The 19,292-nt window shown below is 75.0% G+C and carries 17 protein-coding genes; 16 read left to right on the top strand and 1 reads right to left on the bottom strand.

Going from position 1 to position 19,292, the window contains the following annotated elements:
• Window positions 1-29 precede the first annotated feature (29 nt).
• The 11 genes from pyrR to coaBC all read left to right on the top strand — a co-directional run bounded on the left by pyrR (window position 30) and on the right by coaBC (window position 11,602).
• Window positions 30-692: a bifunctional pyr operon transcriptional regulator/uracil phosphoribosyltransferase PyrR gene (pyrR, locus tag PKE99_RS14545; RefSeq protein WP_081923605.1), complete on the top strand. Its 663-nt coding sequence runs from the start codon at window positions 30-32 to the stop codon at window positions 690-692.
• Window positions 689-1,633, top strand: coding sequence for an aspartate carbamoyltransferase catalytic subunit (locus PKE99_RS14540; RefSeq protein ID WP_037038680.1), 945 nt, complete (start codon window positions 689-691; stop codon window positions 1,631-1,633). Before pyrR ends, PKE99_RS14540 begins: the two co-directional genes overlap by 4 nt.
• Window positions 1,630-2,919 carry a dihydroorotase gene (locus PKE99_RS14535; protein WP_037038682.1) on the top strand — a complete coding sequence of 430 codons (1,290 nt, stop codon included), beginning with the start codon at window positions 1,630-1,632 and terminating at the stop codon, window positions 2,917-2,919. The genes PKE99_RS14540 and PKE99_RS14535 overlap by 4 nt, the downstream gene beginning before the upstream one ends.
• Window positions 2,916-4,115 carry a glutamine-hydrolyzing carbamoyl-phosphate synthase small subunit gene (gene carA / locus PKE99_RS14530; protein ID WP_081923606.1) on the top strand — a complete coding sequence of 400 codons (1,200 nt, stop codon included), beginning with the start codon at window positions 2,916-2,918 and terminating at the stop codon, window positions 4,113-4,115. Before PKE99_RS14535 ends, carA begins: the two co-directional genes overlap by 4 nt.
• A complete protein-coding gene (gene carB, locus PKE99_RS14525) occupies window positions 4,115-7,417 on the top strand; it encodes a carbamoyl-phosphate synthase large subunit (protein WP_037038684.1) in 3,303 nt (1,100 codons plus the stop codon). The genes carA and carB overlap by 1 nt, the downstream gene beginning before the upstream one ends.
• Window positions 7,414-8,247, top strand: a complete 834-nt coding sequence (gene pyrF / locus PKE99_RS14520) for an orotidine-5'-phosphate decarboxylase (RefSeq protein ID WP_037038686.1) — start codon at window positions 7,414-7,416, stop codon at window positions 8,245-8,247. Before carB ends, pyrF begins: the two co-directional genes overlap by 4 nt.
• 170 nt (window positions 8,248-8,417) lie before the next feature.
• Window positions 8,418-8,807, top strand: a complete 390-nt coding sequence (locus PKE99_RS14515) for a response regulator transcription factor (RefSeq protein ID WP_231497982.1) — start codon at window positions 8,418-8,420, stop codon at window positions 8,805-8,807.
• Window positions 8,808-9,120: 313 nt separating this feature from the next.
• On the top strand, window positions 9,121-9,435 hold the full coding sequence (mihF, locus tag PKE99_RS14510) for an integration host factor, actinobacterial type (protein ID WP_037038688.1): 315 nt from the start codon (window positions 9,121-9,123) through the stop codon (window positions 9,433-9,435).
• Window positions 9,436-9,446: 11 nt separating this feature from the next.
• Window positions 9,447-10,064, top strand: coding sequence for a guanylate kinase (gmk, locus tag PKE99_RS14505; RefSeq protein ID WP_425566446.1), 618 nt, complete (start codon window positions 9,447-9,449; stop codon window positions 10,062-10,064).
• 2 nt (window positions 10,065-10,066) lie between these two features.
• Complete coding sequence (gene rpoZ / locus PKE99_RS14500; protein WP_051736485.1) at window positions 10,067-10,339, top strand: DNA-directed RNA polymerase subunit omega; 273 nt, start codon at window positions 10,067-10,069, stop codon at window positions 10,337-10,339.
• A 48-nt stretch (window positions 10,340-10,387) separates the two neighbouring features.
• Entirely contained in the window at window positions 10,388-11,602 is a 1,215-nt protein-coding gene (coaBC, locus tag PKE99_RS14495) for a bifunctional phosphopantothenoylcysteine decarboxylase/phosphopantothenate--cysteine ligase CoaBC (RefSeq protein ID WP_037038691.1), read from the top strand.
• An 82-nt stretch (window positions 11,603-11,684) separates the two neighbouring features.
• Here the strand turns inward: coaBC and PKE99_RS14490 are convergent, their stop codons facing one another.
• The gene (locus PKE99_RS14490) at window positions 11,685-12,218 is read right to left on the bottom strand and encodes an SH3 domain-containing protein (RefSeq protein ID WP_037038693.1); all 534 of its coding nucleotides are present in this window, start codon (window positions 12,216-12,218) and stop codon (window positions 11,685-11,687) included.
• Window positions 12,219-12,552: 334 nt separating this feature from the next.
• On the opposite strand from PKE99_RS14490, the gene metK reads away from it, so the two are divergent.
• The 5 genes from metK (at window position 12,553) to PKE99_RS14465 (ending at window position 19,206) form a co-directional block, all read left to right on the top strand.
• Window positions 12,553-13,755: a methionine adenosyltransferase gene (gene metK, locus PKE99_RS14485; protein WP_037038695.1), complete on the top strand. Its 1,203-nt coding sequence runs from the start codon at window positions 12,553-12,555 to the stop codon at window positions 13,753-13,755.
• A gap of 73 nt (window positions 13,756-13,828) precedes the next feature.
• Window positions 13,829-15,898 carry a primosomal protein N' gene (locus tag PKE99_RS14480; RefSeq protein ID WP_425566447.1) on the top strand — a complete coding sequence of 690 codons (2,070 nt, stop codon included), beginning with the start codon at window positions 13,829-13,831 and terminating at the stop codon, window positions 15,896-15,898.
• Window positions 15,899-15,989: 91 nt separating this feature from the next.
• Window positions 15,990-16,538, top strand: coding sequence for a peptide deformylase (gene def / locus PKE99_RS14475; RefSeq protein WP_037038698.1), 549 nt, complete (start codon window positions 15,990-15,992; stop codon window positions 16,536-16,538).
• Entirely contained in the window at window positions 16,535-17,467 is a 933-nt protein-coding gene (gene fmt / locus PKE99_RS14470; RefSeq protein ID WP_037038700.1) for a methionyl-tRNA formyltransferase, read from the top strand. The genes def and fmt overlap by 4 nt, the downstream gene beginning before the upstream one ends.
• Complete coding sequence (locus PKE99_RS14465) at window positions 17,464-19,206, top strand: RsmB/NOP family class I SAM-dependent RNA methyltransferase (protein ID WP_081923607.1); 1,743 nt, start codon at window positions 17,464-17,466, stop codon at window positions 19,204-19,206. The genes fmt and PKE99_RS14465 overlap by 4 nt, the downstream gene beginning before the upstream one ends.
• The last annotated feature ends 86 nt before the right edge of the window (window positions 19,207-19,292 follow it).

Genomic DNA, 19,292 nt, shown 5'->3' with positions numbered 1-19,292 from the left:
TCCCGTGAGGCGGGAAAGGAGAGCACCTCGTGGCGAACGATCGCCGCGGGGACGTCGGCGAGGGGCAACCCCCTGCCCGCGAGCTGCTGAGCAGCGCCGACGTCGCCCGCACCATCGCGCGCATCGCGCACCAGATCATCGAGAAGACGGCGTTCGGGCCCGGCAACACCGCCGACCTCGTGCTCCTGGGCATCCCCACCCGCGGGGCCGTGCTGGCCCGCAGGCTCGCCGCCGCGATCACGGAGTTCACCGGCGTCGCCCCGGCCGTCGGCTCGATCGACGCGACCCTCTACCGGGACGACCTGCGCCGCGGCCCGGCCCGCGCGCTCGTCGACACCGCGGTGCCGGAGGGCGGGATCGACGGCAAGCTCGTCGTCCTGGTCGACGACGTCCTCATGTCCGGCCGCACCACCCGCGCCGCGCTCGACGCGCTGAGCGACGAGGGCCGCCCGCGCGCGGTGCAGCTGGCCGTGCTGGTCGACCGCGGCCACCGCGAGCTGCCGATCCGGGCCGACTACGTGGGCAAGAACGTGCCGACCTCGCGCGCGGAGAAGATCCTGGTCCGGCTCACCGAGTCGGACGATCGGGACGGGGTGCTGATCGAGCGGCCGGAGGCGAAGCCCGCGGAGCCGACCGTCGGCGCGGCGGCGAAGCCCGCGGAGCCGACCGTCGACCGGGAGGAGCGCGGGTGAAGCACCTGCTCTCGATCGCGGACCTGGACGCGGCCACCGCGACCGGCCTGCTGGACACCGCGAGCAGGCTCAAGGACACGCTGCTGGGCCGGGAGGTCCGCAAGCTGCCCACGCTGCGCGGCCGCACCGTCGTCACGCTGTTCTACGAGGACTCCACCCGCACCCGGGTGTCCTTCGAGATCGCCGGCAAGTGGATGAGCGCGGACACGATCAACGTCAGCGCCAAGGGCTCGTCGGTGTCGAAGGGCGAGTCGCTGCGGGACACCTCGCTGACGATCTCGGCGATGGGCGCGGACTGCGTGATCGTCCGGCACCCGGCCTCCGGTGCGGCGCACCGGATCGCCGGGTGGGCCGACAAGGACGCCGGCACGACGGGCACCCACACCTCGATCGTCAACGCGGGCGACGGCACGCACGAGCACCCCACGCAGGCGCTGCTCGACGCGGCCACCCTGCGGGAGCGGCTCGGCTCGGTCGCGGGCCGGCGGATCGGGATCGTCGGCGACGTCCTGCACTCCCGGGTCGCGCGGTCCAACGTGCTGCTGCTCTCCACGCTGGGCGCCGAGGTCGTGCTGATCGCCCCGCCCACGCTGCTGCCGACGGGCGTCGCGGAGTGGCCCTGCCGGGTCGCCCACCACCTCGACGCCGAGCTCCCCGCGCTCGACGCGGTGATGATGCTGCGCGTGCAGGCCGAGCGGATGCACGGCGGCTTCTTCCCGAGCGCCCGCGAGTACTCGATCGCCTACGGGCTCAACGAGCGCCGGCTCGCCCTGCTGCCCGAGGGCGCGCCCGTGCTGCACCCCGGCCCGATGGTGCGCGGCATGGAGATCGCGCCCGCCGTGGCCGACGCCCCCAACGCCGCGGTCCTCGCCCAGGTGCGCAACGGCGTGCACGTGCGGATGGCCGTCCTCTACCACCTGCTGGCCGGAGCGCCCGAATGACAGACCTGCTCATCACGAACGCCAAGCCCTACGGCGAGGAGGCCGTCGACCTGCTGGTCCGCGACGGCGTCGTCGCGGAGATCGGCACCGGCCTGACCGCCGAGGGCGTCGGGACCCTCGACGCCGGCGGCCACGTCCTGCTCCCCGGCCTCGTCGACCTGCACGTGCACCTGCGCGAGCCGGGCGGCGAGGAGTCCGAGACCATCGAGACCGGCTCGCACGCCGCCGCGCTCGGCGGCTTCACCGCGGTCTTCGCCATGCCGAACACGGATCCGGTGGCGGACACCGCCGTCGTCGTGGAGCACGTGCGGCGCCGCGGCGAGGAGGTCGGCCTGGTCGACGTGCACCCGGTCGGCGCCGTCACCACCGGGCTGCGGGGCGAGAAGCTCGCCGAGCTCGGGACCATGGTGTCGTCCGCGGCGCAGGTCCGGATGTTCTCCGACGACGGCCGCTGCGTGAACGACCCGCTGATCATGCGCCGGGCGCTGGAGTACGCCAGCGCGCTCGACGTCGTGATCGCCCAGCACGCCGAGGACCACCGGCTCACCGGCGGCGCCCAGGCGCACGAGGGCGCGATCGCGTCCCGGCTCGGCCTGGCCGGCTGGCCCGCGACCGCCGAGGAGACGGTCATCGCGCGGGACGTCGCGCTGGCCCGTGAGGCGGGGGCGGCGCTGCACGTCTGCCACGTCTCCTCGCTGCACTCGATCGCGGTGCTGCGGGCGGCGAAGGCGCAGGGCGTGCGGGTGAGCGCCGAGGTCACCCCGCACCACCTGCTGCTCACCGACGGCCGGCTGACCGGCTACGACCCGGTCAACAAGGTCAACCCGCCGCTGCGCACCGGGGCGGACACGCAGGCCATGCGGGAGGCGCTGGCCGAGGGTGTGATCGACGTCGTCGCGACCGACCACGCCCCGCACGCCTCGCAGTACAAGGACACGGAGTGGGCGGCCGCGAAGCCGGGCATGCTGGGTCTGCAGACGGCGCTGTCGGTCGTGATCCACACGATGGTCGAGCCGGGCCTGCTGGACTGGCACGGGGTCGCGCAGGTGATGTCGGAGCGGCCGGCCGAGATCGGCAACCTGCCGGACCAGGGCCGGCCGATCGCGGTCGGGGAGCCGGCGACGTTCGCGCTGGTCGACCCGGACGCGCAGTGGACGGTGCGCGGCGCGGCGCTGGCCAGCAGGGCGGCGAACACGCCGTACGAGGGAATGCGGCTGCCCGGAGCGGTGGTCGCGACGGTTCTGCGTGGCCGGATCACGGCCCGCGACGGGAAGGTTGTGGCATGACCAGCCCCACCATCGACGCAGTGCTCGTCCTCGAGGACGGGCGGATCTTCCGGGGCGAGGCCTTCGGTGCCGTGGGGGAGACCCTGGGCGAGGCCGTGTTCACCACCGGGATGACGGGCTACCAGGAGACCCTGACGGACCCGTCGTACCACCGCCAGATCGTGGTGCAGACCGCCCCTCAGATCGGCAACACCGGCTGGAACGGCGAGGACGACGAGTCCACCGGCATCCAGGTCGCCGGGTACGCGGTGCGCGACCCCAGCCGCCGGCCGTCGAACTGGCGGTCGACCGGCTCGCTCGAGGACGCGCTGCGGACGCAGGGCGTCGTCGGGATCGCCGGGATCGACACCCGCGCGGTCGTGCGGCACCTGCGCGAGCGCGGCGCCATGCGCGCCGGCGTCTTCTCCGGCACCTCGCTGGGTTCGGACGAGATGCTCGTCGAGCGGGTCCGGCAGAGCCCGGGCATGGAGGGCGCGGACCTCTACGGCGCGGTCACCACGAAGACCCCGTACGTCCGGGAGGCGGTGGGGGACAAGAAGTTCACCGTCGCCGCGCTCGACGTGGGGATCAAGTTCAACACGCCGCGGATGATGGCCCAGCGCGGCATCGAGGTGCACGTGCTGCCGGCCGACACGACGTTCGAGCAGCTGCTCGCCGTCAACCCCGACGGGGTCTTCATCTCCAACGGCCCGGGCGACCCGGCCACGGCCGACGTCCCGGTGGCGCTGACCCGGCAGGTCCTGGAGCGGCGGATCCCGCTGTTCGGCATCTGCTTCGGCAACCAGATCCTCGGCCGGGCGCTCGGCCGCGGCACCTACAAGCTGCGCTACGGGCACCGCGGCATCAACATCCCGGTCGTGGAGCACGCCACCGGACGGGTCGCGATCACCTCGCAGAACCACGGCTTCGCGGTCGAGGGCAGCGCGGGCGAGCGCTTCGACACCCCGTTCGGCACCGGCGTCGTCAGCCACACCTGCCCCAACGACGGCTGCGTCGAGGGGCTCACCGGCCTGGACTTCCCGGCCTTCAGCGTGCAGTACCACCCGGAGGCGGCCGCCGGCCCGCACGACGCCGCGGACCTGTTCGACCGCTTCTGCCAGCTCATGACGGACAACCCGGTGAGCCACGGGCCGGCCGGGACCGAGGAGTCCGGCGGCCGACACCGCCTGCTCGACCAGAACGGGGGAGCGGTCTGATGCCGCGCCGCGAGGACATCCGGCACGTGATGGTGATCGGCTCCGGACCGATCGTGATCGGACAGGCCGCCGAGTTCGACTACTCCGGCACGCAGGCCTGCCGCGTGCTGCGTGCCGAGGGCCTGCGGGTCTCGCTGGTCAACTCGAACCCGGCCACGATCATGACGGACCCCGAGTTCGCCGACGCCACCTACGTGGAGCCGGTCACCCCCGAGTTCGTCGAGAAGGTCATCGCCGCCGAGCGGCCCGACGCGATGCTGGCCACCCTGGGCGGGCAGACCGCGCTGAACACCGCGATCGCCCTGCACGAGAACGGGGTGCTGGAGCGCTACGGCGTCGAGCTCATCGGCGCGGACGTCGACGCGATCCAGCGCGGCGAGGACCGGCTGAAGTTCAAGGAGATCGTGCAGCGGGTCGGCGGCGACGTGCCGCGCTCGGCCGTGTGCCACTCCATGGACGAGGTCCGCGCCGCGGTCGGCGAGCTCGGACTCCCGGTCGTCATCCGACCGTCGTTCACCATGGGCGGGCTCGGGTCCGGCATGGCGCACACCGACGAGGAGCTCGAGCGGCTCGCCGGGGCGGGGCTGGCCGCGTCGCCGGTCACCGAGGTGCTGATCGAGGAGTCGGTGCTCGGCTGGAAGGAGTTCGAGCTCGAGCTCATGCGCGACCACCGCGACAACGTGGTCGTCGTCTGTTCCATCGAGAACCTCGACCCGATGGGCGTGCACACCGGTGACTCGATCACCGTCGCGCCGGCCATGACGCTCACCGACCGCGAGTACCAGCACATGCGCGACGTGGGCATCGCCGTGCTGCGCGAGGTCGGCGTCGACACCGGCGGCTGCAACATCCAGTTCGCGATCCACCCGGAGACGGGCCGGCTCGTCGTCATCGAGATGAACCCGCGCGTGTCCCGGTCGTCGGCGCTGGCGTCGAAGGCCACCGGCTTCCCGATCGCGAAGATCGCGGCGAAGCTCGCCGTCGGCTACACGCTCGACGAGATCCGCAACGACATCACCGGCGAGACCCCGGCGGCGTTCGAGCCGACGCTGGACTACGTCGTGGTGAAGATCCCGCGGTTCGCGTTCGAGAAGTTCCCGGGCGCGGACCCCGAGCTCACCACCACCATGAAGAGCGTCGGCGAGGCCATGGCGCTCGGCCGGTCGTTCCCGGAGGCGTTCGGCAAGGCGCTGCGCTCGATGGAGCGGAGCGCGATCGGCTTCTGGACCACCCCGGACCCGGCCGCCCCGCCGACGGACGACGAGATCCGCACGCCCACGGACGGCCGCATCTACGCCGTCGAGCGGGCGCTGCGGGCCGGGCGGACCGTCGACGAGGTCGCGGAGATCTCGGGCATCGACCCGTGGTTCCTCGACCAGATCCAGCTGCTCGTCGAGCTCCGCGCCGAGATCGAGGCCTCGCCCGTGCTCGACGCCGCGCTGCTGCGCCGGGCCAAGCGGGCGGGCCTGTCGGACCGCCAGCTCGCCGCGATCCGCCCGGAGTTCGCGGGCGAGGACGGCGTGCGCACGCTGCGGCACCGGCTCGGCATCCGGCCCGTCTACAAGACGGTGGACACCTGCGCCGCGGAGTTCGCGGCGAAGACGCCGTACCACTACAGCGCCTACGAGACCGACCCCGCTGCGGAGTCGGAGATCGCCCCGCAGACCGAGAAGCCGAAGGTGCTCATCCTCGGCTCCGGGCCCAACCGCATCGGCCAGGGCATCGAGTTCGACTACTCCTGCGTGCACGCCGTGCAGGCGCTGCGCGAGGCCGGGTTCGAGACCGTCATGGTCAACTGCAACCCGGAGACGGTCTCGACGGACTACGACACCGCGGACCGGCTGTACTTCGAGCCGCTGACCTTCGAGGACGTCCTCGAGGTGGTGCACGCCGAGCAGCGGTCCGGGCACGTCGCGGGTGTGATCGTGCAGCTCGGCGGGCAGACCCCGCTCGGCCTGGCCCAGCGGCTCACCGCGGCCGGCGTGCCGGTCGTCGGGACCTCCGCGGCCGCGATCGACCTGGCCGAGGACCGCGGCGCGTTCGGCGAGGTGCTGCGGAGGGCGAAGCTGCCGGCTCCGGCCTTCGGCACCGCCACCTCGTTCGAGCAGGCCCGCGAGATCGCCGACCGGATCGGCTACCCGGTCCTCGTCCGGCCCTCGTACGTGCTCGGCGGGCGCGGCATGGAGATCGTGTACGACGAGTCCACGCTCGCCGGCTACATCGCCCGCGCCACCACGATCTCGCCGGACCGCCCGGTGCTCGTCGACAAGTTCCTCGACGACGCGGTGGAGATCGACGTCGACGCCCTGTGCGACGGCGAGGAGGTCTTCATCGGCGGCGTGATGGAGCACATCGAGGAGGCCGGCGTGCACTCCGGCGACTCCTCCTGCACCCTCCCGCCGATCACGCTGGGGCGCAGCGTGCTCGCGGCCGTGCGGACCTCCACCGAGGCCATCGCGCACGGCGTCGGGGTGCGCGGCCTGCTCAACGTCCAGTACGCGCTGCACGGCGAGACGCTCTACGTCCTCGAGGCCAACCCCCGGGCGTCGCGCACGGTGCCGTTCGTGTCGAAGGCGACCGCGGTGTCGCTGGCCAAGGCCGCCGCGCGGATCATGCTCGGCGCGTCGATCGCGGACCTGCGGGCGGAGGGGATGCTCCCGCAGCAGGGCGACGGCGGCGAGCTGCCGGCCGACGCGCCGGTCGCGGTCAAGGAGGCGGTGCTGCCGTTCAACCGGTTCCGCACCCCGAGCGGGCAGGGCGTCGACCCGCTGCTCGGCCCGGAGATGAAGTCGACCGGCGAGGTCATGGGCATCGACGCGTCCTTCGGGCCCGCGTTCGCCAAGTCCCAGGCCGCCGCGTACGGCTCGCTGCCGGGCGAGGGCAAGGTCTTCGTGTCGATGGCCGACCGGGACAAGCGCGCCATGGTGTTCCCGGTGCGCCGGCTCGCCGACCTGGGCTTCGAGGTCCTCGCCACCGAGGGCACCGCGGAGGTCCTGCGCCGGCACGGCATCACGACCACCGTCGTGCGCAAGCACTCGCAGAAGGACGAGGGCGAGACGATCGTCGACCAGATCCTGGCCGGCGACGTCGCGCTGATCGTCAACACGCCGTACGGCAACTCGGGCCCGCGCGTCGACGGCTACGAGATCCGCGCGGCGGCGGTCTCCCGCGGCGTCCCGTGCATCACCACGGTGCAGGGCGCCTCGGCGGCCGTGCAGGGCATCGAGGCGAAGCTGCGCGGCTCGATCGGCGTGCGCTCCCTCCAGGACGCCCATGCGGCCCTGAAGAAGTCCCGCCCGTGACCGGGTTCGGGAGGCGGCTCGTGGCGGCGGTCGACCGCTTCGGGCCGCTGTGCGCCGGCATCGACCCGCACCCCGGGCTGATCGCGGAGTGGGGCCTCACGGACGACGCGGACGGGCTCGCCCGGTTCTGCGCCGCGGCCGTCGAGGCCCTGGCCGGACACGTCGCCGTGGTGAAGCCGCAGGCGGCGTTCTTCGAGCGGCACGGGTCGCGGGGGATCGCGGTCCTGGAGCGGACCCTCGCCGACCTCGCCGGCACCGGGACGCTCTCGCTGCTCGACGTCAAGCGCGGCGACATCGGCTCGACCATGGACGGGTACGCCGACGCCTACCTCGGCGTCGGCGCGGCCGTCGCGGCCGACGCGATCACGGTCTCGCCCTACCTCGGGTTCGGGTCCCTCGAACCGGCCTTCCGGGCCGCCGAGGAGGCCGATCGGGGCGTGTTCGTGCTGGCCCGCACCTCGAACCCGGAGGGCGGGTCGGTGCAGCTGGCGAGCGCCGACGGGCGCACCGTCGCGCAGGCGATGGTCGACGGCGCGGCGGGCCGGAACACCGGCGCCGCGCCGCTGGGCGGGGTCGGCGTGGTCGTGGGCGCCACCCACGACCACGGGCTGCAGCTCGGCGCCCTCAACGGCGCCGTGCTGGCGCCCGGGCTCGGCGCCCAGGGCGCGACCCCGCGGGACGTCGCCGAGCGGTTCGCGGGCCTCTCCGGGCTCGTCCTGCCCGCGGCGTCGCGGTCGATCCTGAAGGCCGGGCCGGGGGTGGCGGCCCTGCGGTCCGCCGCCGAGGCCCAGCGGGACGAGCTGGCCGCGGCCCTCACCGCCCTCCGCTGAGGACCGGCCCGCGAACGGCCGGGGCGGCCGGTGATACCTCCGGCGCTCGGATTCACCCGTTCGGAGGGGATGGTGGCACCATGGTGCCCGCCGCCGCGGCCCGGCACGCTGGGCGGACCGCGCGGCCGGGACCGGTGCCGCGCGGGTCGGGGAGCGCGGAGGTGTCTGCAGTGGCCGCAACGGTGGACGAGGTGGTGGACGTCCTCATCGTGGACGACCAGCGCCCGTTCCGGACGGTGGCGCGCACCGTCGTCGGGATGGTCGGCGGCTGGCGCGTCGCCGCCGAGGCCGAGACGGGCGAGCAGGCCCTCGTCGAGGCCGAACGGGTGCATCCCGCGGTCGTCCTCATGGACATCAACCTGCCCGGGATCAGCGGGATCGAGGCCACCCGGCGGATCCTTGCCCGCGATCCGGCCGCCGTCGTGGTGCTCCTGTCGACCTACGCGCTCGACGACCTCCCCGGCGACGCCGCGCAGTGCGGCGCCGTGGCGTACATCAACAAGGAAGACCTCACACCGGCACGCCTGCGCGCCCTGCGGTCGGTGGAGCAGGCGGGCTGAGCGCCGGAGCGCCCCCGCACGCACGATTCGTGACGGATTCGTGACGGATCTGTGATGGAGACCACCGGCGACGCGCCGGTCCCGCGCGCCGAACGGGCGCGTCGCCGTAGCCTCCGCGCGGTCGCTCGTGGTATCACCCGGACGGGTGTGGACGACCGGGCCTGTGGCATCAAACCCACAGGTGGCACCCCCGTTGGCATCACGAACGGGTGCGTGGGTACGTTCCCTCCCGGCCCCCGGCACAACCCACCGGGGACGGCGGCCGCCGCCACCGGGCGACCGCCCTCGCGCACGACGAAAGACGGAGGAGACCGTGGCCCTTCCCCAGCTGACCGAGGAACAGCGCGCCGCCGCGTTGGAGAAGGCCGCGGCCGCCCGCCGGGCCCGGGCAGAGCTGAAGGACCGGCTCAAGCGCGGCGGGATCACCCTCGCCGAGGTGCTGAAGCAGTCCGACACCGACGAGGTGCTCGGCAAGATGAAGGTGTCGGCCCTGCTCGAGGCCCTGCCCAGCGTCGGCAAGGTCCGTGCGGCGCAGATCATGGAGCGCCTCGAGATCGCCCCGAGCCGCCGCCTGCGCGGCCTCGGCGAGCGGCAGCGCAAGGCGCTGCTGGCCGAGTTCCCTTCCTGAGAGGGGGCGGCGTGCCGGCAGGACCGCCGCCCCGCCGGGGCCGGCTGATGGTGCTCGCAGGGCCCTCCGGGGTCGGCAAGAGCAGCATCGTCGACCGGCTCCGCTCGGAGCTCCCCGACCTCCACTTCAGCGTCTCCGCGACCACGCGGGCGCCGCGGGAGGGGGAGGTCGAGGGGATCCACTACCACTTCGTGGACCGGGCGGAGTTCGACCGGCTGATCGCCGACGGCGAGCTGCTGGAGTGGGCCGAGGTGCACGGCGGCCTGCAGCGCTCCGGCACCCCGCGCGAGCCCGTCGAGCGCGAGCTCGCGGCCGGCCACCCGGTGCTCGTCGAGGTGGACCTGCAGGGGGCGCGCTCGGTCAAGCAGGTCATGCCCGAGTCGGTCACCGTGTTCGTCGAGCCGCCCTCGTTCGAGGAGCTGGCCCGCCGGCTCACCGACCGGGGCACCGAGACCCCGGAGGTCCGGGAGCGCCGGCTGCGCACCGCGGTCGAGGAGATGGCCGCGCGTGACGAGTTCGACGTCGTCGTGGTCAACGACGAGGTGCAGGCCGTCGTCGACCGGTTGGTAGAGTTGCTGGTCGCACCTGCGGAATTCCCGCATCCGTCCGTCTCTGGAGTTTCTGAGTGAGCATGCCGCTGACCGGCGCGGTCGCCGGTTCCACCCCCGAGGGCATCACCAACCCGCCGATCGACGACCTGCTCGACAAGGTCAGCTCGAAGTACGCCCTGGTGATCTACGCGGCCAAGCGTGCCCGGCAGATCAACGACTACTACTCCCAGCTCGGCGAGGGCCTGCTGGAGTACGTCGGGCCGCTGGTCGAGCCCGGCCCCCGCGAGAAGCCGCTGTCGATCGCCATGCGCGAGATCCAGAGCGGCCTGCTCGAGCACACCGAGGGCGAGTGAGCCCGGCCGGCTGCGCGCGAACGGCATGTCCCGAGGCGTGAGGACGCCATGACCGCACCGAAGGTCCTGCTCGGTGTGGCGGGCGGCATCGCCGCCTACAAGAGCGCCGAGCTGCTCCGCCGGCTCACCGAGACCGGGCACTCCGTGCGGGTCGTCCCCACGGGTTCGGCGCTGAACTTCGTCGGCGCCGCCACCTTCGAGGCGCTGTCCGGGCAGCCGGTGCACACCGGCGTCTTCTCGGACGTGCCGTCGGTCCAGCACGTGCGGCTGGGCCAGGAGGCCGATCTCGTCGTCGTCGCCCCCGCCACCGCGGACCTGCTGGCCCGCGCGGTGCAGGGGCGCGCGGACGACCTCCTCGGCGGCTCCCTGCTCGTCGCCCGGTGCCCGGTGCTGTTCGTGCCGGCGATGCACACCGAGATGTGGGAGCACCCCGCCACCCGCGCCAACGTGGCGACGCTGCGCGAGCGGGGCTCGGTCGTCATGGAGCCCGCGTCCGGCCGGCTCACCGGCAAGGACACCGGCCCCGGCCGGCTGCCCGACCCCGCCGAGATCGCCGAGCTCGCCCGGCTGCTGCTGGAGCGGGCCGACGCGCTGCCGCGGGACCTCGCGGGCCGGCGCGTGGTCGTCTCGGCCGGCGGCACCCGCGAGCCGCTCGACCCCGTGCGCTACCTCGGCAACCGGTCGTCGGGCCGGCAGGGGTACGCGCTGGCCAAGGTCGCGGCCCAGCGCGGCGCGCACGTCACGCTCGTCGCGGGGCACACCGCCGAGCTGGCCGACCCGGCGGCCGTCGAGGTCGTGAAGGTCGGGTCCGCGCTGGAGATGCGCGACGCGATGCACGCGGCCGTCAAGGGCGCCGACGCCGTGGTGATGTCCGCCGCGGTCGCCGACTTCCGGCCCGCCGCGCTCGCCGCGCACAAGATCAAGAAGGACGGGTCCGAGCCCGAGCCGCTGCACCTGGCGCTCAACCCGGACATCCTCGCCGAGCTCGTCGCCGCCCGGGAGCCGGGCCAGGTCGTGGTCGGGTTCGCCGCCGAGACCGGGGACGACACCGCGGACGTGCTGGAGTACGGCCGCCGCAAGCTCGCCAAGAAGGGCTGCGACCTGCTGCTGGTCAACTGGGTCGGCGAGGGCGGCGCCTTCGAGAACACCGAGAACCAGGGCTGGCTGCTCGGTGCGGACGGTGGCGAGACGCAGATCCCGAACGGGTCGAAGGCGCTGCTGGCGTCGCGCCTGTGGGACGCGGTGGCGGCCCGGCTGGCCTGAACCGGGCTCCGCGAGCCGCGAGAACGCACGAGGGGCGGTCCCACCGGGACCGCCCCTCGTCTCGTGTGCGTGACGCCGGGCGTCAGCCGCCGAGCAGGCCGGGCACGCCGCCGCTGCGGGCCGGGGCCGGCTCCGCCGGGGCGTCCTCGTCGGCGCCGGTGCCGTCGGCGCCGTCCGCGCCCTCGGCCGGGGCGGCGTTCTCCGGCGAGTCGGTGCCGGAGGCCGACGGGGTGGTCTCCGGGGCCCCGCCGTTGGACGAGTCGTCGGCGTCGCCGCGCGACGGGGTGAGGCCGGCGTCGTCCGGGGTCTCGGCGGCGGTGCCGGTGCCGTCCGTCTTCACGTAGTCCTTGACGGCCCAGCCGTCGAGGTTCTCGAGCTTCACGAACCCGTTGCGGGTCTCGCCGACCTCGACCTCGGTGCCGCGGTCGCAGACGGCCACGATGTCGGCGTCGGCCGCCGGCTCCTCGCGGACGTTGACGTTGTCGGTGCAGGTGCCCGTGGTCGCCGCGGACGCGGTGCCGGCCAGCACGGCCATGAGCCCGGCCGCGCCGACGGCGAGCACGCCGCCGACCGCCGCGGCCGCGCGGCCCGGTCGCTGCAGTGCAGTCACCTTCATGGGGAGGAACCTCCGAGAGTGTCGACCGCGACCCCGGTTCGGGGCGACGCGAGGGCGTCGGTGGGGCGCGGCTGCGGTGTCACCGGGCCCAACGACGCCGCTCGTTACCGATTCGGGACCCCGCTCGGGGTCCACCCGAAGGGGTGGTGGACGGCGCGCTCACGACACGGTTCGTCACGCAGCGTCATCGGACGAGGTGTCCTCACCTGTGGAGGCCCGCGGTCGACTACCCTGCCGTCCGACAGCATCCAGCGATCTGCACCCCGCCCCGCCGCACGACGCGGCGGAGCCGGCAACGAGGCCAGGGGAGCGACGACCTCGGCAGGAGTGGCGCGTGGCGAACGTGGGCCGTCGGCTCTTCACCAGCGAGTCGGTGACCGAGGGTCACCCGGACAAGATGTGCGACGCGATCAGCGACACGATCCTCGACGCGCTCCTCGCACAGGACCCGCGCAGCCGCGTCGCGGTCGAGACCCTGGTGACCACCGGGCAGGTGCACGTCGCCGGCGAGGTCACGACGAGTGCCTACGCGGACATCCCCGGCCTGGTCCGGGAGAAGATCCTCGAGATCGGCTACGACTCGTCGTCGAAGGGCTTCGACGGCAACTCCTGCGGCGTCAACGTGGCGATCGGCGCGCAGTCGCCGGACATCGCCCAGGGCGTCGACACCGCGTACGAGAGCCGGGTCGAGGCGATCGAGGACGAGATCGCCCGCCAGGGCGCCGGCGACCAGGGTCTGATGTTCGGGTACGCGAACACGGACACGGACGAGCTGATGCCGCTGCCGATCGCGCTCGCGCACCGGCTGTCGCGCCGGCTCACCGAGGTCCGCAAGTCCGGCGTGCTGCCCTACCTGCGGCCGGACGGCAAGACCCAGGTCACCATCGAGTACGACGGCGACAAGCCGGTCCGGGTCGACACGGTGGTCCTCTCCACGCAGCACGCGGCGGACGTCGACCTCGACGGCATGCTCGCGCCGGACGTGCTGGAGAAGATCGTCACCCCGGAGATCGCCGACCTCGGGCTGGACACCTCGAACGTCCGGCTGCTGGTCAACCCGACCGGCCGGTTCGTGATCGGCGGTCCGATGGGCGACGCCGGGCTCACCGGCCGCAAGATCATCGTCGACACCTACGGCGGGTTCGCCCGGCACGGCGGCGGCGCCTTCTCGGGCAAGGACCCGTCGAAGGTGGACCGCTCCGCGGCGTACGCCATGCGGTGGGTGGCCAAGAACGTCGTGGCGGCCGGGCTGGCCGAGCGCATCGAGGTGCAGGTCGCGTACGCGATCGGCAAGGCGGCGCCCGTCGGCCTGTTCGTCGAGACCTTCGGCACCGCGCGCGTCGACCCGGCGAAGATCGAGTCGGCCATCACCGAGGTGTTCGACCTCCGTCCGGCGGCGATCGTGCGCGACCTCGACCTGCTGCGCCCGATCTACGCACCGACCGCGGCCTACGGCCACTTCGGCCGCAACGACATCGCCCTGCCGTGGGAGGACACCTCCCGCGCCGAGGCGCTGAAGTCGGCCGCGGGCGCCTGAGCCCGGCGTTGACCGCACTCTCGTGCGCCAGGTCCGCGCGAGAGTGCCGTTCGTGCACAACAGGAGCGCTGGTGTGAGCAGGCCGGTGCGGAAGGCGCCCGCCTCCCGGACGCGCGGCGAGTGGAGCGCGGCGGCCGTGCAGCCCGTCGCGCGGGTGGCCGTCGACGTGCCGCTGCCACACCTGGACCGGCCGTTCGACTACCGCGTGCCCACACACCTGGACGAGCAGGCCCGACCCGGCGTCCGGGTGCGGGTGCGGTTCGCCGGGCGGTTGGTCGACGGGTTCCTGCTCGAGCGGGCCGAGGAGTCCGGGCACACCGGGCGGCTGGCGTGGATCGACAAGGTCGTCTCGCCCGAGCCGGTGCTGACCCCGGAGGTCACGACCCTGTGCCGGGCGGTCGCCGACCGGTACGCCGGGGTGTTCGCCGACGTCGTGCGGATGGCGGTGCCGCCGCGGCACGCCCGCGTCGAGGCGGAGACCCCGCGCGAGCGGGAGCTGCCCCCCGTCGAGGCGCCCGACCCCGCGGGGTGGGCGCGCTACCAGCACGGCGCGGCCTACCTCGACGCACTCGCCGGCGGCCGGGCCGCGCACGCCGTGTGGCAGGCCCTGCCGGGGGAGTCCTGGGCCGCGCGGTTCGCCGAGGCCGCCGCGGCGACCGTCGCGGCCGGGCGCGGGGCGCTCGTCGTGGTGCCCGACCAGCGGGACGTCGACGCCGCGTGCGCCGCCCTCGGTGAGCGCCTGGGCCCCGACGCCGTGGTCGCGCTGACCGCCGAGCTCGGCCCGGCCGAGCGGTACCGGCGCTGGCTGGCGGTCCGGCGCGGCGCGGTGCGGGCGGTCGTGGGGACCCGGTCGGCGGCGTTCGCGCCCGTCGAGAAGCTCGGCCTGCTCGCCGTGTGGGACGACGGGGACGACAGCCACGCCGAGCCGCGCGCCCCGTACCCCCAGGTCCGGGACGTGCTGGTGGCCAGGGCGCACGCCGCCGGCGCCGCGCTGCTGGTCGGCGGCCACTCCCGCACGGCCGAGGCCCAGCTGCTGGTGGAGTCCCGGTGGGCGAGCCCGATCGTGGCCGACCGCGCCACCGTGCGCGGCGCCGCGCCGCGGGTCACCGCGATCGGCGAGACCGACACCCAGCTCGCCCGCGACCCCGACGCCCGCGCGGCGCGCGTGCCGGCCGTCGCGTTCGAGGCGGCGCGGCAGGCGCTCGGCGCGGGCTGGCCGGTGCTCGTCCAGGTGCCGCGGGCGGGCTACCTGCCCTGGCTGTCCTGCGCGCACTGCCGCGAACCCGCCCGCTGTCGGCACTGCGCCGGCCCGCTCGGCCTGCCCCGCGGCGGGACGGACGCCGATCCCGGGCTGCCGACCTGCCGGTGGTGCGGGCGGGCGGAGCCGGCGTTCCGGTGCGGCGGCTGCGGGTCGCGACGGTTGCGCGCGGGCGTCGTCGGGTCGCGGCGGACCGCTGAGGAACTGGGCCGGGCCTTCCCCGGGGTGTCCGTGCGGACGTCCGGGGGCGGGGCGCCGGTGCTGGCCACGGTGCCGGCGAAGGCCGAGATCGTCGTCGCGACGCCCGGGGCGGAGCCCGACGTGGAGGGGACCGCGGCCGGGTACGGCGCGGCGCTGCTGCTCGACGGCTGGGCCATGCTCTCCCGCGCCGACCTGCGGGTGGCCGAGGAGGCCCTGCGCCGCTGGCTCGCGGCCGCGGCGCTGGTCCGGCCGCACGCCGAGGGCGGGCGCGTGATCGTCGTCGCCGAGTCCGCGATCCCGGTGGTGCAGGCGCTCGTGCGGTGGGACCCGGCCGGGTTCGCCGCCGAGGAGCTCGCCTCGCGCGCCGAGGTCGGGTTCCCGCCGGCCGTGCGGATGGCGGCGGTGGAGGGCACGCCGGGCGCGGTGGCCGACGTGGTCGACGCCGTCCTCGCCGCCGCGCAGGACGGCGGGCCGGAGGTCGAGGTGCTCGGCCCGGTGGAGATCGACACCCCGCCCGAGCCCGGGGAGGCCGCGGGCGAGGTGCGGGAGCGGGCGCTGCTGCGCGTGCCGCGTACGGACGGCCGCGCGCTGGCCCGGTACCTGCACGCGGCGCAGGCCGCCCGGAGCACGCGCAAGGCACCCGACGCCGTCCGGGTGCGGCTGGACCCGGCCGAGATCGGCTGACCCCGGCCCCTGCAGGCGGAGCACCGGCGGCGCCCGGCCCGGCCGGGCCCGGGTGGCACAATCGGGGCAGATCCCGATCGTTTGGAGTTCCGTGTCCGTTCAGCCCGTCCGCCTGTTCGGCGATCCGGTGCTGCGCACCCCCGCCGCGCCCGTCACCACGTTCGACGCGGAGCTGCGCAAGCTCGTCGCCGACCTCACCGACACCATGCACGACGAGGGCGGCGCCGGCCTCGCCGCGCCCCAGATCGGCGTCGGGCTGCGCGTGTTCACCTTCGAGGTCGACGGCGTGGCCGGGCACATGGTCAACCCGACCTGGAACGCGGTCGACGGCGAGGAGCAGTTCGGCCCCGAGGGCTGCCTGTCGATCCCCGGGCTCGGCTGGGACTGCCGCCGGGCGCTGAACGTGGTCGCCACCGGCTGGAACATGCACGGCGAGCCGATCACGGTCGAGGGCACGGCCAAGCTCGCACGGGCCATCCAGCACGAGACCGATCACCTCGACGGCGTGCTGTTCGTCGACCGGCTCGACCCGGAGACCCGCAAGCTCGCGATGTCCGAGATCCGGGCCGCCGAGTGGTTCGGCCGCCCCGACCCGATCGTGAAGGTCAGCCCGCACCCGATGTTCGGGAAAGCCCGTTGAGACTGCTCTTCGCGGGCACCCCGGAGCCGGCCGTGCCGGCGTTGCGGGCGCTGCTCGACTCGCCGCGGCACGAGGTCGTCGGGGTGCTGACCCGGCCGGACGCCCCCGCCGGGCGCGGCCGCCGGCTCGTCCGCTCGCCCGTCGGGGCGCTGGCCGACGAGGCCGGCCTCCCCGTGCTCACCCCCGTCAAGCCCCGCGACCCCGAGTTCCTCGAGGCGCTGCGCGAGCTGGCGCCGGACTGCGTCCCGGTCGTCGCCTACGGCGCGCTGGTGCCGCGGGCGGCGCTCGACGTCCCGGCCCACGGCTGGGTCAACCTGCACTTCTCGCTGCTCCCGGCGTGGCGCGGGGCCGCGCCGGTGCAGGCGGCGATCAAGCACGGGGACGAGATCACCGGCGCCACCACGTTCCTGCTCGAGGAGGGCCTCGACACCGGCCCGACCTACGGCGTGGTCACCGAGGCGATCGGCGAGCGGGACACCTCGGGCGACCTGCTCGGCCGGCTCGCCCGCTCCGGTGCCGACCTGCTCGTCGCGACCATGGACGGCATCGAGGACGGCACGCTGCGCGCGGTGCCGCAGCCCGCCGAGGGTGTGTCGCACGCGCCGAAGGTCACCGTGGCCGACGCCCGGGTGGACTGGTCGGCGCCCGCGGTGCCGCTGGACCGGCTGATCCGGTCGACCACGCCCGAGCCGGGTGCCTGGACGGAGTTCCGGGGCGCGCGGCTGGGCCTGGGGCCGGTCACGCCCGTGCGCACCGGGGAGACCGACCTCAAGCCCGGCGAGCTGCGGGCGGAGAAGAAGCGCGTACTGGTGGGCACGGCCACGGTGCCCGTGCAGCTGGGCGAGGTGCGCCCGGTGGGGAAGAAGGCGATGCCGGCGGCGGACTGGGCCCGCGGCGTCCGGATCGAGGCGGGGGAGTCGCTGTCGTGAGCGAGCAGGACGACGAGCGGCGCCGGGACGACCGGCCCCGCGGCCACCGCGGCGACGACCGGCGTGGCCCGTCCGGTGGCGACCGGCGTGGTGGCGATCGGCGCGGTGGCGATCGGCGTGGCGGCGATCGGTCCGGTGGCGACCGGTCCGGCGGTGACCGGCGCGGCTCCGGCGACGGACCGCGCGGGGGCTCCCGCGGGGGCGACCGCGACCGGGGCCAGTGGGGTGATCGCGACCGGGGCGGCCGCGGCGAGAGGGGTGGTGACCGGGGCGGTGACCGCCGGCAGGGCGGCCCGCGCCGCGACCGCGGCGCCGGTCCCCGCAACTCCGGCCCACCTCGTCGTCGGGCGAACCCGCCCGGCCCGCCCGCGGGCGACCCGGCCCGGCAGGCGGCGTTCGAGCTGCTCACCGCGGTGCGCGAGCGCGACGCCTACGCCAACCTCGTGCTGCCCTCGATCCTGCGCCGGTACCGGCTGAAGGACCGCGACGCGGCCCTCGCCACCGAGCTCGGCTACGGCACGCTGCGCGCCGCCGGCCAGCTCGACGCCGTGATCGAGGCGTGCGCCGACCGGCCGCTGCACCGCATCGAGGGCCCGCTGGTCGACGCCATGCGGCTCGGCACCTACCAGCTGCTGCGGATGCGCGTGCCCGAGCACGCGGCCGTCGCGACCTCGGTCGACATCGTCCGCGGCCTCGCGGGCTCCCGCTCGTCCGGCTTCGTCAACGCGATCCTGCGCAAGGTCGCCGAGACCGCCGCGGCGAAGGGGGCCGAGGAGTGGCTCGCCGAGCTCGCACCCGACGAGAAGGAGGACCCGATCGGGCACGCCTCCTTCGTGCACGCCCACCCGAAGTGGATCGGCCAGGCCTTCGCCGACGCGCTGGGCTCCCACGAGGAGCTGCCCGCCGCGCTCGCCGCGGACGACGCCCGCCCCGCCGTCCACCTGCTGGCCCGGCCGGGTGAGATCACCGCCGAGGAGCTGGCGCTGGTCACCGGCGGCACCGAGGCGCCGTACTCGCCGTACGGGGTGCACCTCGAGCCCGGCAGCGGCGAGGTCGGCGAGCTCGACGCGATCCGCGAGGGCGTGGCGACGGTGCAGGACGAGGGCAGCCAGCTCGTCGCGCTGGCCGTGTCCCGCGCGGAGCTGGTGGGCGAGGACACCGGCCGCTGGCTCGACCTCTGCGCCGGCCCGGGCGGCAAGGCCGTGCTGCTCGGCGCGCTCGTGGGCCTCGACGGCGGCACGCTCGATGCCGTCGAGCAGACCGAGCACCGCGCCGACCTGGTGCGCAAGTCCACCGACGGGCTGCCGGTCACGGTGCACCACGCGGACGGCCGCGAGGCCCCGCTGCCCGACGGAGCGTTCGACCGCGTGCTCGTCGACGCGCCCTGCACCGGGCTCGGGGCGCTGCGCCGGCGGCCGGAGGCGCGCTGGCGGCGCAAGCCCGAGGACGTCTCCGCGCTGGCGAAGCTGCAGCGCGAGCTGCTGCTGGCGGCCCTGCGCCACGTCCGCGTGGGCGGGGTCGTGGGGTACGTCACCTGCTCGCCGCACCTGTCCGAGACCGTCGGCGTGGTCGGCGGGATCGTCCGCCGGAAGGACCTCGGGGTCACGGTCGAGCGGCTGGACGCGCGCGGGTACCTGCCGGGCGTCCCGGAGCTCGGCCCGGGCCCGCACGTGCAGCTCTGGCCGCACCGGCACGGCACGGACGCCATGTTCCTGACCCTGCTCCGCCGCACGGCCTGAGCGGGCGCCGCCCGGCCCCCGTGTGACCTGCCTCGCCCGGCCGGGCGAGGGGTGCGCGGGGGCGGAGGGGCGGCGGCCGGGCGATA

This window comes from Pseudonocardia halophobica (assembly GCF_027922425.1).
Classification (GTDB): Bacteria; Actinomycetota; Actinomycetes; order Mycobacteriales; family Pseudonocardiaceae; genus Pseudonocardia; species Pseudonocardia halophobica.
Note: the sequence above shows the minus strand (reverse complement) of the source record. Positions and strands in the feature narration are given on the sequence as shown.

Bases quoted from the DNA above. Each gene is read 5' to 3' on its own strand.
- PKE99_RS14535 (WP_037038682.1), top strand. From the start codon at position 1,630: ATGACAGACCTGCTCATCACGAACGCCAAGCCCTACGGCGAGGAGGCC.
- rpoZ (WP_051736485.1), top strand. From the start codon at position 10,067: ATGCCGCTGACCGGCGCGGTCGCCGGTTCCACCCCCGAGGGCATCACC.
- carA (WP_081923606.1), top strand. From the start codon at position 2,916: ATGACCAGCCCCACCATCGACGCAGTGCTCGTCCTCGAGGACGGGCGG.
- coaBC (WP_037038691.1), top strand. From the start codon at position 10,388: ATGACCGCACCGAAGGTCCTGCTCGGTGTGGCGGGCGGCATCGCCGCC.
- PKE99_RS14490 (WP_037038693.1), bottom strand. From the start codon at position 12,218: ATGAAGGTGACTGCACTGCAGCGACCGGGCCGCGCGGCCGCGGCGGTC.
- carB (WP_037038684.1), top strand. From the start codon at position 4,115: ATGCCGCGCCGCGAGGACATCCGGCACGTGATGGTGATCGGCTCCGGA.